The organism is Flavobacterium sp. (assembly GCF_965657075.1).
Lineage (GTDB): Bacteria > Bacteroidota > Bacteroidia > Flavobacteriales > Flavobacteriaceae > Flavobacterium.
Window position 1 is genome coordinate 21230 of record NZ_CBFHMV010000013.1, and the last position, 13726, is coordinate 34955.

The window sequence follows — 13726 nt, forward strand, 5'->3', positions numbered from 1 at the left end:
TGACTAAATTTGTCAAGAATTTATTTGTCAATATTATGAATACCTTATTAAAAAATGCTAGAGAGCAAAAAAATCTAAAAACTCGTGAGTTAGCTCAACTTATGGGTATCGACCAAGCATTGATAAGTAAATTTGAAAACGGCTCAAGAAAACCTACTAAAGAACAAGTAAAAAAACTATCTGAACTCTTAGACATAAATTACGAAACTTTAATTATAGAATGGATTAAAGCAAGAATTCTATATGAAATAAAAGATGAAGAATTTGGAATAAAAGCACTACAATTAGCAGAAGCAGAAGCCATTTATGATGCAGCTTTTAAAAGAAAACCTCTTTCAAAAAATTTACAAGCTATTTTAGTTGATATAGATGTATTAAAAAAAGAATTAGATAATTTTCGTCAGTTTGATAGTTTTAGAATTGCACAAGCTTTAGAATTAGAATATACTTTTGAAAGTAATAGAATTGAAGGAAATACTTTAACACTAAGAGAAACAGATTTGGTAGTTAACGAAGGATTAACCGTTTCTGGCAAAAGCATGCGAGAACATCTTGAAGCTATAAATCATCAAGAAGCCATTAGCTATATAAAGCAATTACAAGAACGCAATTTTTCAATAAATGAAAGAGAATTATTGTCCATTCATAATTTAATTCTTCGTGGAATTATTCAAGAAGATGCTGGCAAGTATAGAAAAGTTCAAGTGATGATAAAAGGAAGCTCTCATTTGCCACCACAACCGTATTTAGTTGCTAAAGCTATGGAAGATTATTTTATTTGGTTTTTAGAAAACAAAAATAAGATGCATCCTATAATTCTTGCAGCAGAAATGCACGAAAGATTGGTAAAAATTCATCCTTTTATAGATGGAAATGGAAGAACTTCTCGTTTGGTCATGAATCTAATTCTTCTTCAACATGGTTATGTAATTGCTAATATCAAAGGTGATTATGACACAAGAATAAGGTATTACAAAGCTTTAGAAATAGCTCAAACATCAAATAATAAAGAAGATTTTTTATTATTTATTGCCCAAACAGAAAAAGAAAGTTTAGAACGATATATTTCAATAATTAAGCAATAATTTAAAGCGAATTCAATTAAACGAGTTCGCTTTTTTAATTTTTATTTTCTAAAAGAGGTACAAATCGAAACTCTCCAAATTCGTGTTTTTCAAATTGAGTTTCATTTTTACGAATCAACATCGTCATGATTTGATGTTCTTCTCCCAAAGGAATAACTAGTTTTCCTCCTATTTTCAATTGAGCCATTAAAGGTTGCGGAATAAATGGTGCTCCAGCAGTTACAATAATTCCATCAAAAGGTGCAAATTCTGGCAAACCTTTGTAGCCATCTCCAAAAATTACTTTTTTAGGTCTTATGCCCAATTTTGGTAATAAAAGGGAAGTTTTTTTAAACAATTCATTTTGCCTTTCAATAGTGTAAACCGTTGCTCCCATTGTACATAAAACTGCTGTTTGGTAACCGCTTCCTGTTCCTATTTCAAGAATTTTATCTTCTTTTTTTACTTCTAAAAGTTGGCTTTGAAAAGCTACTGTATAAGGTTGTGAAATAGTTTGATCAGCTGCAATAGGAAATGCCTTGTCTTGGTAAGCAAAATCTTCAAAACTTGAATTCAAAAACAAATGTCTAGGTATAATTTTTATAGCTTCTAAAACATTTTTATCTGTAATTCCTTTTTCTTCAAGTAGTTTGGCTAATTGATTTCGAAGTCCTTGATGTTTGGCAGTATTTTTCAATTGGGGCTAAAATTTGTTTGGTAAAAATATACCTAATAAAAACAAATTCCAAAAAATAAATTCCAAATTCCAATTTTATAATTTAATCGATTTTATAAACAATACTTGGAATTTGGGATTTAAAAAAATTGGAATTTATTCTATTATTCTTACTTTTGATAAAATTTAATTTTTATGATAAAAATCGGCGTTTTAGGTGCTGGTCATCTAGGAAAAATACATTTACGATTATTACAACAATCTGAAAAATACGAATTAGTTGGGTTTTACGATGACAATCAAGAAAATGGAAAAAAAGTTGCGGCTGAATTTGGATACAAACAATTTGATACAATTGCCAAATTAATTCATGCTGTTGATGTTGTTGACATTGTAACTCCTACTCTTTCTCATTATAAATGTGCTAAAGTTGCTATCAAAAGTGGTAAACATGTTTTTATTGAAAAACCAATTTCAACCACAGTTGAAGAAGCTGAAGAAATCATTTCTTTAGCCAAAGAATATAATGTAAAAGGTCAAGTTGGACACGTAGAACGATTCAATCCTGCATTTATTGTTGTGAAAAATCAAATTGAAAGTCCAATGTTTATTGAAACGCACCGTTTGGCTGAATTCAATCCAAGAGGTACAGATGTTCCTGTAGTTTTAGATTTAATGATTCACGATATTGATGCCATTTTGAGTGTAGTAAAATCAAAAGTAAAAGCTGTTCATGCAAGTGGTGTTTCTGTTTTGAGTCAATCTCCAGATATTGCAAATGCTCGTGTTGAATTTGAAAATGGTTGTGTTGCCAATATTACTTCAAGCAGAATTTCGATGAAAAATATGCGAAAATCCCGTTTTTTCCAAAAAGACGCATACATTTCTGTGGATTATTTAGAGAAAATTTGCGAAGTAGTAAAAATGAAAGATGCTCCAGAAGTTCCAGGTGATTTTGATATGATATTACAAAATGCTGAAGGTGAGAAAAAACAAATTTATTTCGACAATCCAGAAGTTTCTCCAAACAATGCCATTTTAGATGAATTGGAATCATTTGCTGATGCTATCAATAATAACACAACTCCAATTGTAACATTAGAAGATGGAACTGAAGCTTTGAGAGTTGCTTATATGATTATTGATTCTATGAACGAGAAATAATATGACAAGAAAAGATTTTATAATATTTTCATTAGATAAGAGATTAAAACCATCATTGTACTTGATTGTTTTAACTTATTCCATATATTTCTTTACAGAAGTTGCTTTGGTTAAAAATGGAAATGAAAGAAATTTATTCCTGACTTTAATTTGTGTAGCTTCTTTTGTCTTGTTTTTAGGAATAGTTCATTTAATTTTGAATTATTTAAAATCTAAAATGACCAAAAAATTTATAACATTTTTTAAAATAACCTCTAATATAATTGAAATTACCAGTGGAATAGCTCTAATTGGATTAGCAATTTATTTTTTAACTGAAAATAAAATAGTTGAATTTATTGTAATCTCAATAATGATTCTTATTTCATCATATTCACGAAAAAAAAATAAAAATTAAAATGAAACAAATAGCTGTAATTGGAGCTGGAACAATGGGTAACGGAATTGCTCATACGTTTGCTCAATCAGGATTTACTGTAAAATTAATCGATATTTCTGAAAAATCATTAGAAAAAGGAATGGCAACTATCGCTAATAACTTGGACAGAATGGTTTCCAAAGGAACAATATCTGAAGAAGATAAACACAAAACAATTTCTAATATAATTACATACACAGACATTAAAGATGGTGTTGTAGGTTGCGATTTAGTGGTAGAAGCTGCTACTGAAAATGTGGGTTTAAAAATGAATATCTTCAAACAATTGAGTGATACTTGTGATCATAATGTGATTTTAGCTTCCAATACTTCTTCAATTTCTATCACGCAAATTGCAGCACAAGTAGTTCATCCAGAACGCGTTATTGGAATGCATTTTATGAATCCAGTGCCAATCATGAAATTAGTCGAAATCATTCGTGGTTACAACACTTCTGATGAAGTAACTAAAATCATCATGGATTTATCCATTAAATTAGGAAAAACACCAACAGAAGTTAACGATTATCCTGGTTTTGTAGCCAATAGAATCTTAATGCCAATGATTAACGAAGCCATCGAAACATTATACAATGGTGTTGCTGGTGTTGAAGAAATTGATACCGTGATGAAATTAGGAATGGCACACCCAATGGGACCATTACAATTAGCTGATTTTATTGGCTTAGATGTATGTCTTTCGATACTTAACGTAATGTATGATGGTTTCAAAAATCCAAAATACGCTCCTTGTCCTTTATTAGTGAATATGGTAATGGCTGGAAAACTCGGTGCAAAATCTGGTGAAGGTTTTTACGATTATTCCGAAAGTAAAAAAGCAGAGAAAGTTTCTAAACAATTTAATAAGTAAAAAGGCAAAAGCCATTAGCCAAAAGTATTATACTATTGCCTAATGCCTAATGCCTAATGCCTAAAATGAGTAAAATAATTCCATTTAAAGCCGTTCGTCCTGCACCTGATAAAGTTGGGTTGGTTTCTTGTAGAAATTATGATGATTATAGTGCTGCTGAGCTTGCTGCTTGGCTAAACTTCAATCCTTATTCTTTTTTACATGTTATAAATCCTGCTTTTGCTCACGTTCAAAAAATCAGTTTAGACAAACGTTTTAAAGGTGTTGCGTTAAAATATCAAGACTTTAAAAATGAACATATTTTTGTTCAAGAAGAAAATCCTGTTTTTTATGTGTATGAAATTGAGTCAAAAAATCAGAAATTTACAGGAATAATTGCAGGAACTTCAGTTGAAGATTACCAAAATGATGTGATTAAAAAACACGAAGACACTTTGCAATATCGTGTAGAATTGTTTAAAGATTATTTGCATCAAATCCAGTTCAACACGGAACCTGTTTTGATTACTTATCCAGATAGCGTTGAATTAAACACGTGGATTTTATTTAAAAAACAAAGCGAACCTTTGTATAGATTTTCAACCACAAATAAAGAAAAACACACCCTTTGGAAGATCGATACTAATAGCGACATCAATTGGTTAACAACTCATTTTGAAAATATTCCCAATTTATATATTGCTGATGGACATCACCGTTCAGCTTCAGCAGAATTACTTTACGAAGAAAATAAACATCTAAAAAACTATAATCTAAGTTATTTTATGAGTTTTTTAATTCCAGAAAGTAATGTCAAAATTTATGAATACAATCGTATTGTGCGTGATTTGAACGGGAATTCTAAAACTGAATTTTTAAAAAAATTACAAGAAAATTTCATCATAAAAATCAAAGAACAAGAATTGTGGAAACCGCAAGATAAGTTCGAATTTGGAATGTATTTAGATGGTGATTTCTATGCTTTATTTTATAAAAAAAGTAATGATGAAATCAGTATTTTAGAAAACTTAGATGCTCAAATTTTATATGATAAAGTTTTAAATCCCATATTAGGAATTGGAGATTTAAGAAACGACGAACGAATCGATTATATTTCTGGAAAACAACCTATTACAGCTATAAAATTAGTTGTTGATGAAGGAGAATTTGAGGTTGGTTTTATGCTTTATCCTTCAAATATCAATGAAATTAAAGACTTTGCAGACAACAATTTAATAATGCCTCCAAAAAGTACATACATCGAACCTAAATTCAGAAGTGGTTTGATGGTTTATGAGTTGTAAGAAAGTATTAAGAGATAAGATTTAAGTATTGAGACTTAGATAATACAAATAAAATGCAAGACTGATTTAAGAAAATATAAAAATTTTTGAAATTTCTTAAATCTGTGTTTCGAAAAAACAAAAAAATGCAAATAACAGATAACCTACTAGTTATAAAATCCCAACTTCCTGAAAACGTAACACTTGTTGCCGTTTCAAAAACAAAACCTGTGTCTGATTTGATGGAAGCTTACAATGCTGGTCAACGCATTTTTGGAGAAAACAAAATCCAAGAAATGACTGAAAAATGGGAAGAAATGCCTAAGGATATTCAATGGCACATGATTGGTCATGTTCAAACCAATAAAGTGAAATACATGGCTGAATATGTGAGTTTAGTTCATGGTGTTGATAGTTTGAAATTATTAAACGAAATCAACAAACAAGCTCAAAAGCACAATAGAGTTATTGATGTTTTACTGCAAATGCACATTGCTGAAGAAGAAACTAAATTTGGTTTAGATAATAACGAATTAGATGAGATTTTGGAACAAGTCAAACTCAACAAATTTGAAAATATCAAAATTATTGGTTTGATGGGAATGGCAACTTTTACCGAAAATCAAACCCAAATTAAAAAAGAATTTCTACATTTAAAATCCATTTTTGATAGATTACAAACTATACCAACAACCAACAACTACCAACCAACAACTCTTTCAATGGGAATGTCTGGTGATTATAAACTTGCCATCGAATGTGGCAGTACGATGGTTAGAATTGGAAGCAGCATATTTGGTTCAAGATAATTGAAAAAAGAAAATATAAAAAAGAAAACAAAATACTTTCCAAGTTTGTAACTTTGTTTCTTTGAAACTTAAAAGAAAAGAAAATTTACGCAATCCTAGACATAGAAACCACTGGTGGACAATTTAACGAAGAAGGAATTACCGAAATTGCTATTTATAAATACAATGGTCACGAAGTAATTGATCAATTCATCAGTCTTGTTAATCCTGAAAAACCAATTCAGCCTTTTGTGGTTAAATTGACTGGAATTAACAATGCGATGTTGCGTTCTGCTCCCAAATTTTATGAAGTTGCCAAACGAATTATAGAAATTACTGAAGGTTGTATTGTTGTGGCTCACAATTCGTCATTTGATTACAGAATTTTAAGAAATGAATTTGATCGCTTGGGATACAAATTTGTTCGTCAAACTATTTGTACCGTTGAATTATCTAAGAAATTAATTCCTGAACAACCTTCTTATAGTTTAGGTAAATTAGTTCGTTCTTTGGGAATTCCGGTAACTGACAGACATAGAGCAAGTGGTGATGCTTTGGCAACCGTAAAACTTTTCAAACTTTTATTATCCAAAGATTCTACCAAAGAAATCGTAAAAGAATACATTAAAACAGAAGTTAAACTAGGAATGGCTCCAAAACTTCTAGATATTGTGGAAAGTCTACCCAATAAAGTTGGAATTTATTACATTCACAACGAAAAAGGTGATTTAATTTATATTGGAAAGAGTAAAAACATTAAGAATAGAATCAATCAACATTTTACCGGAAAAACTTCAAAATGTTTAAAAATTCAATCCCAAGTCTATGCTGTAACTTACGAAGAAACAGGTTCTGAACTCATTGCGCTTTTAAAAGAAAGTGAAGAAATTAAAATTAATAAACCAATTCATAATAGAGCTCAACGCAAAACCTTATTCAATTGGGCATTATATTCAGAAAAAACAAAAGAGGGATATACTGCTTTAAAAGTTGAAAAATCAGATGGAAGAAAAAAAGAAATAACTTCCTTTACTTCGCTTCAAGAAGGTAAAACTGCTTTGTTTAAAATTACTGAAAAGTACCAACTTTGTCAAAAAATTAATGGCATTTATGATACCAAAAAAAGTTGTTTTCAATACGATATAAAACAATGTTTTGGAGCTTGTATTGGCAAGGAAAATTCAGAAGAATACAACAAACGAGTTAAAGATTTTATTAAAAACAACTCGTTTGAAAGTAATAATATGGTTATTATTGACAAAGGAAGAACTCATGACGAAAGAAGTGCTATTTTAATCGAAAAAGGAATTTATAAAGGCTATTGTTTTTATGATTTAAATTACCAAATCAGTAATATAGAAATCCTCAGAAACCTCATTATTCCAATGCAAAATAATAGAGACACTCGTTCTATTATTCAATCTTATATGCGAAAAAGTAAAAATCTTAAAATTGTAAAATTTTAATTTTTGTATATTTGTTTTTATGGAAGAAACTAACTCCAATTGGGAAAAATTTCAGAAGAGAGTTCACATACTTATTTATGGAACCAACACTTTTGCAGGTAAACTTTTTGATTTAGTACTTTTAGGAGTTATCCTTTTAAGTGTGGTTTTAGTTATGCTAGAATCTGTAAAAGAATTAGATGATAAATACCATGATTTACTTTATTACTCTGAATGGATTATAACGGTTTTTTTCACTATTGAGTATATTCTTCGTATTATTTCTATAAAAAAACCTCTAAATTACATATTTAGTTTTTATGGAATTATCGATTTGATTTCGATTTTACCGATGTATTTGTCGTTCTTCTTTCCTCAAACGAAAATCTTATCCATCGTAAGAGCATTAAGATTGCTACGTTTGTTCCGAATCTTAAATTTAGCTCACTTTACGGGTCAAGCTTCCAATTTAAAATTAGCATTAAAAGCTAGTCAATCTAAAATCATCGTTTTTATTTATTTTGTGCTTGTAATTTCTATTTTACTTGGAGCTTTAATGTTTGTTATAGAAGGTCCTGAAAGTGGTTTCACCAGTATTCCAAGAAGTATTTATTGGTGCATTGTAACACTAACAACTGTTGGTTATGGAGATATTGCTCCAGTTACTACTATTGGACAAATAATTGCTACTTTAGTAATGATTTTAGGTTATGGAATTATAGCTGTTCCAACCGGAATTGTTTCTGCTGAATTTGCCAATAAAACTAGAAATTCAAATGCTAAAAATCCATGCTCAAGTTGTGGAACTGAAGACCATAGAGATAATGCTAAGTTTTGTTATCATTGTGGAAATAATTTAGAAACTGATTAATAATTTTAAATATATTCTTATGACTAAAAAGAGTTTTTTTATTTTAATCTTTACTTTAGTATTCTTTACTTCTTGTAAATTAGGTCGATTTGTAATTTATAATTTTGCTGATATTAATGATCACAAAAAATTCCCAAAAAGAGACATAGAAAAGTCTGAAGAACCTTTTAAATTTCATTATAATTTAAGGGAACAAATCGCAAAAACGGTTACTTTAAACATAAAAGGAAAAGAAAAAATCTATTCTTTTGATGAGTATTTAGAACTAAACAAAACGGTTGCTTTTGTTGTAATTAGAAAAGATACGGTAATCTATGAAAAATATTTTGATGGTTATGATAAAGAAAAAATCGTGCCTTCATTTTCCATGGCAAAATCTGTGATTTCAATGTTAATTGGTTGTGCTATTGATGATGGTTTGATTAAATCTGTTGATGAACCCATAACCAATTATCTTCCAGAATTAAAAGAAAATGGTTTTGATAAAGTTACTATAACCCATTTATTAAACATGACTTCTGGAATTGAATTTAATGAAAGTTATTACAATCCATTTGGAAATGCTGCAAGTGTCTATTATGGAAGAAATCTTAAAAAAGAAATTTCTAAACTTAAATTAGAAAAAAATCACAACCATTCTTTTAGTTACAGTAGTGGTGATTCGCAAATTTTAGGTTTGATTTTAGAATCAAGTCTAAAAGGAAAAAAAATCAGTGAATATCTTGAAGAAAAAATATGGAAACCTTTAGGTATGGAATATAATGCAAGTTGGAGTTTAGATAAAAAAGATGGTGTTGAAAAAACGTTTTGTTGTTTAAATTCGGTTGCCATTGATTATGCCAAATTAGGACGTTTATTTTTAAATAATGGAAACTGGAATGGTGAACAAATCATTTCAAAAGAATGGGTTGAAAAAACAACTAAAGCAGAAAATAACTTAAGTGGTGTTTGGTATTATCAGAATCACTGGTGGATTTCAAACAAAGATGATATGAGTTTTTATGCTCAAGGAATTTTAGGTCAATACATTTATGTAAATCCAAAAACAGAAACTATTATTGTAAGATTAGGGAAAAATTACGGAAAATATAGTGATTGGGATAACGTATTTGAATCCATAGCTAAAGTAAAATAAAAATTGAAAAACTATCTAATTATAATCGTTGGTCCAACAGCTATTGGGAAAACTGCTTTGAGCTTAAATTTAGCGCAACATTATGGTTGTGAGATACTTTCGTGTGATAGCCGTCAGTTTTTTAAGGAAATGAAAATTGGTACAGCTGTACCAAATGAAGAAGAATTGGCTGCTGCTGCTCATCATTTTATCCAAAATAAATCTATTTTTGAGAATTACTCTGTTGGTGATTTTGAGAAAGAAGCGATTGCCAAATTAGACGAATTGTTCCAAAAAAATAATATTCAAATTGTAGTTGGTGGTTCAGGTTTATATGTGAATGCCATTTTACAAGGTTTTGATGATTTTCCTGAAATACCAACTGAAATTCGTGAAAATGTTAGAAATCAATATGAACAAAAAGGTCTTGAATTTTTACAACAAAAGCTTCAAGAATTAGATTCTAACTACTACTCTACTCTTTTAAATAAAAATCCTCAAACCCTTCAAAACCCACAACGAATGATGCGTTTTGTGGAAGTTTGTTTGACTTCCAATTTACCTTATTCTTCCTTTTTGAATCAGAAAAAAAATGAACGAAATTTCACTCCAATTGTCATTGGATTAGAAGCTGAAAGAGAAATCATCTACAACAGAATCAACCAAAGAGTTGATATCATGATACATGAAGGTTTACTCAAAGAAGCAAAAAATGTTTATCCAAACAAAGAATTGAATGCTTTGCAAACAGTTGGTTATAGAGAATTATTTGACTATTTTGATGGAAAAACAACTTTAGATTTTGCTGTCGAACAAATAAAAATGAATACACGAAGATTTGCCAAACGTCAATTGACTTGGTTTAAACGAAATGAAAATACCATTTGGTTTGATTTTCAAACGGAAACTTTAACAATTATAAATACAATTTCAGAAAAAATAAATAATGTCAATTAGCCCAAATTTTACATCTATATACGAACAAGAATTTGAACTTACCTTTTTAAATTGTTATTCAAACGGTTTACTAAAATATACTGATATATGCAATTTTATTCAAATAACTGCTGGAAATCATGCCGATTTAGGTGGTATTAGTTATTCGGATTTACAAAGACATGGCCAAGCTTGGGTTTTGAGTAGAATGCGTGTTGAAATTACCAAATTACCCAAATGGCGTGATAAAATTGTTATGAAAACTTGGATAAAATCACTAGAAAATTCACGTTCGACTCGTTGCTTAGAAATGTATTTGAATGGAGAAAAAATTGTAGGTTGTGAAACGTATTGGGTTACCATAAATACGAAAACGAGAAGACCAGATACTTTAGCTTTAAGTCATGACCATTTTGAAAGATTTGACACAAATGCAACAATACAACCCACAGAAAAAATAAATACCAATGAAGTTATAGAAAAAATTGGAAATAGAAAAGTTGTTTTTTCTGATTTAGACATTGTAAATCACGCCAATAACGTTAAATATTTGGAATGGTGTTTGGATGTTGAAAATCCTAAAAAACTGTTGTTAAGTGAAGTCAAATCGTTTGATATGAATTTTATGCTTGAATTGAACTTAAATGATGAAGCTGAAATTAAATCCAATTCAATTGAAAATGAAAGTATTTTTACACTTTCCAAAGAAGATAAAGTGGCTTACGCATTAAAAATTGAGTGGAAATAAAAAAAGCTCTAATTTCTTAGAGCTTTATTGTATTGTTTGAAAACAATTATTTTTTTATTACTAATCTAAATCCTTCACCGTGAATGTTTAGTATTTCTACATTTTCATCTGGTTTTAAGTATTTTCTTAGTTTAGCAATATAAACATCCATACTTCTTGAAGTAAAGTAATTATCATCTCTCCAAATTTTGGTAAGTGCTAATTCTCTTGGCATTACATCATTTTCATGTAGTGCTAACATTTTTAATAACTCACATTCTTTTGGTGATAATTTTACAGGTTCTTGACCATCAAAAGATAATTGTCTTAATTTTGAATTTAAATGAAATTTTCCAATTTGAAATTCAAAAATGATAGATTCTGGTTTTACTTCACTACTTTTTCTTTGAATAATAGCTTTAATTTTCATTAGTAAAACTTCACTATCAAAAGGTTTATTTAGGTAATCATCTGCTCCTACTTTGTATCCTTTTAATACATCTTCTTTCATGGTTTTTGCTGTAAGAAATACAATTGGCACTTCTTGGTTTTTTTCACGAATTTCTCTTGCTAAAGTATAACCATCTTTGTAAGGCATCATTACATCCAAAATACACAAATCGTAAGTGTCTTTTTTAAATTTTTCAAAACCTTCCATTCCATTTTTGGCATGCACTACTTCAAAATCATTTAACATTAAATAATCTTTTAATATAGCACCAAAATTGGGATCATCTTCTACTAATAATATTTTTTTCATTGCTTCCATAATTATTTTTTTTTAGTTTATGAGTGGCATTTTTATGGTAAAAACGCTTCCTTTTCCTTTTTCACTTTCAACGGAAATTAATCCATTATGATCGTCTATAATTTGTTTAACATAAGACAAACCTAAACCATGTCCTTTAACGTTGTGAACATTTCCTGTATGTTCTCTATAGAATTTTTCAAACACTCTTTTTTGAGCTGCTTTGGACATTCCTATACCATTATCCTTTATTTTTATTAATACATAACCAACAGCACTATTTTCTGTAGCAATTTCGATAATCGGTTTATCTACAGAATATTTTACAGCATTATCCAACATATTTACAATTACATTTACAAAATGAGAATCATTTAATAAAACGTTTGTATTAGTTGCTTTTAAATCGGTTGTTATTTTACCTTGACTATCTTCTACAATTAAACTGATATGTTCCACTGCTTCTTCAATAATTTCATGCAAATCATGTGGTTCTTTAGTAATATCAAGTTCTTTTTTCTCTAATTTAGATATCCTTAAAACGTTATCAACTTGAACGTGCATTCTTTTATTTTCATCCTTAATCATTTGTAGATAACGATGTACTTTTTCTTTATCGTCAATAATTTTAGGATTTCTAATAGCATCCAACGCCAAGTTTATAGTTGCAATTGGAGTCTTAAATTCGTGCGTCATGTTATTGATAAAATCTGATTTAATTTCAGAAATTTGCTTTTGTGTAATCAATTGTCGTAAAGCACTTAAATAAGTAAAAATTATAATCATTGTAAGCATAATTGACAACATAATTACCCAAATAATAGACGAAAGAACGTATTTGCTTTTTTGAGGAAAAGTGACTAATAATTCATAACGACTATTTCCATCAATATCTTGAAAAATTGGCACACCAAACGTGTTTTTAGTATCGTATTCAAAATTTTCAGAAGTAACTTTAGTAGCTAATCCGTTATTGTATACACCAAATTCAAAAGGTGTTTTTACTTCATTTTTAATGAGCTCTTTTCTTAAAATTCTTTCCAAATCATCTTTGCTAATTCTATCAGCAAGTGTTTTTTGGCTCATGACATCATAATAAACAATTTCTAGCTGCACTTTATCTAATCGATCTAAATTTCCTTTATTTTCAATTGAAATATCGGGTTTATCTTTCAAAGTTATGCCAGCTCTATCAAATCCTGTAGACTTGTATATTTTTGTTTTTCTTTCTGCCAAAAAATTCTGAATGGGCACAGAATCTGCTAATTTGTTAAAGAACGTTGCATTTATGTCATAATCCTGTGCAATGATAGAATTTGAATAAATTATAGTTTCATTAGTGGCTTCATTTTTAGAAATATAGAGAAAATTTTTGATGTCTTTTTGATTAGGCATTACACCCAAACTATCTGCAATTTTCTTATATGTGGCAAAAAAATTTCGAAATTCTCTTTCGTTAACTTTTTCTGAAACATTACCAATAATTTGCTGAACATTTTGTTTAAATTGCTCATTACTTTTTTGAAGCAACAAGTTGATCCAATAAAACTTAATTAGAATAAGTCCTATAAGAGAAACACTCATAAAAAAAACTAGTATTCTAAACTTTACTTTGTTCATCTATACAAAATTAGTATTTTAA

At 29.0% G+C, this 13726-nt stretch carries 14 protein-coding genes; 11 read left to right on the forward strand and 3 right to left on the reverse strand.

Translation table 11 applies throughout. The features are described 5' to 3' along the window. Positions 1-35: 35 nt before the first annotated feature. A complete protein-coding gene (locus ACTF56_RS08690; RefSeq protein ID WP_438966507.1) occupies positions 36-1085 on the forward strand; it encodes a Fic family protein in 1050 nt (349 codons plus the stop codon). Between the two features lie 34 nt (positions 1086-1119). Here ACTF56_RS08690 and ACTF56_RS08695 read toward each other — a convergent pair whose 3' ends face one another. Further along, positions 1120-1761, reverse strand: a complete 642-nt coding sequence (locus tag ACTF56_RS08695; protein WP_438966508.1) for a protein-L-isoaspartate(D-aspartate) O-methyltransferase — start codon at positions 1759-1761, stop codon at positions 1120-1122. 174 nt (positions 1762-1935) lie between these two features. Here ACTF56_RS08695 and ACTF56_RS08700 point away from each other — a divergent pair, with 174 nt between their 5' ends. From ACTF56_RS08700 to ACTF56_RS08745, 10 genes are all read left to right on the forward strand, one after another. Continuing rightward, complete coding sequence (locus ACTF56_RS08700) at positions 1936-2904, forward strand: Gfo/Idh/MocA family protein (protein ID WP_438966509.1); 969 nt, start codon at positions 1936-1938, stop codon at positions 2902-2904. 1 nt (position 2905) lies between these two features. After that, the gene (locus ACTF56_RS08705; RefSeq protein WP_438966510.1) at positions 2906-3301 is read left to right on the forward strand and encodes a hypothetical protein; all 396 of its coding nucleotides are present in this window, start codon (positions 2906-2908) and stop codon (positions 3299-3301) included. A 1-nt stretch (position 3302) separates the two neighbouring features. After that, positions 3303-4193, forward strand: a complete 891-nt coding sequence (locus tag ACTF56_RS08710; protein WP_438966511.1) for a 3-hydroxyacyl-CoA dehydrogenase family protein — start codon at positions 3303-3305, stop codon at positions 4191-4193. Between the two features lie 65 nt (positions 4194-4258). Continuing rightward, a complete protein-coding gene (locus tag ACTF56_RS08715; protein WP_438966512.1) occupies positions 4259-5476 on the forward strand; it encodes a DUF1015 domain-containing protein in 1218 nt (405 codons plus the stop codon). 125 nt (positions 5477-5601) lie between these two features. Then, positions 5602-6264 carry a YggS family pyridoxal phosphate-dependent enzyme gene (locus ACTF56_RS08720; RefSeq protein ID WP_438966513.1) on the forward strand — a complete coding sequence of 221 codons (663 nt, stop codon included), beginning with the start codon at positions 5602-5604 and terminating at the stop codon, positions 6262-6264. 83 nt (positions 6265-6347) lie between these two features. After that, positions 6348-7709 carry an exonuclease domain-containing protein gene (locus ACTF56_RS08725; protein ID WP_438966542.1) on the forward strand — a complete coding sequence of 454 codons (1362 nt, stop codon included), beginning with the start codon at positions 6348-6350 and terminating at the stop codon, positions 7707-7709. A 19-nt stretch (positions 7710-7728) separates the two neighbouring features. Continuing rightward, positions 7729-8559: an ion transporter gene (locus tag ACTF56_RS08730; protein WP_438966514.1), complete on the forward strand. Its 831-nt coding sequence runs from the start codon at positions 7729-7731 to the stop codon at positions 8557-8559. 19 nt (positions 8560-8578) lie between these two features. Next, on the forward strand, positions 8579-9694 hold the full coding sequence (locus tag ACTF56_RS08735) for a serine hydrolase domain-containing protein (protein ID WP_438966515.1): 1116 nt from the start codon (positions 8579-8581) through the stop codon (positions 9692-9694). A gap of 3 nt (positions 9695-9697) precedes the next feature. After that, a complete protein-coding gene (miaA, locus tag ACTF56_RS08740; protein WP_438966516.1) occupies positions 9698-10630 on the forward strand; it encodes a tRNA (adenosine(37)-N6)-dimethylallyltransferase MiaA in 933 nt (310 codons plus the stop codon). After that, a complete protein-coding gene (locus ACTF56_RS08745) occupies positions 10620-11357 on the forward strand; it encodes an acyl-[acyl-carrier-protein] thioesterase (RefSeq protein WP_438966517.1) in 738 nt (245 codons plus the stop codon). Before miaA ends, ACTF56_RS08745 begins: the two co-directional genes overlap by 11 nt. A gap of 46 nt (positions 11358-11403) precedes the next feature. Here ACTF56_RS08745 and ACTF56_RS08750 read toward each other — a convergent pair whose 3' ends face one another. Both ACTF56_RS08750 and ACTF56_RS08755 read right to left on the reverse strand, forming a co-directional pair. Then, entirely contained in the window at positions 11404-12105 is a 702-nt protein-coding gene (locus ACTF56_RS08750; RefSeq protein WP_438966518.1) for a response regulator transcription factor, read from the reverse strand. A gap of 12 nt (positions 12106-12117) precedes the next feature. After that, a complete protein-coding gene (locus tag ACTF56_RS08755; protein ID WP_438966519.1) occupies positions 12118-13704 on the reverse strand; it encodes a sensor histidine kinase in 1587 nt (528 codons plus the stop codon). Between the last annotated feature and the right edge of the window lie 22 nt (positions 13705-13726).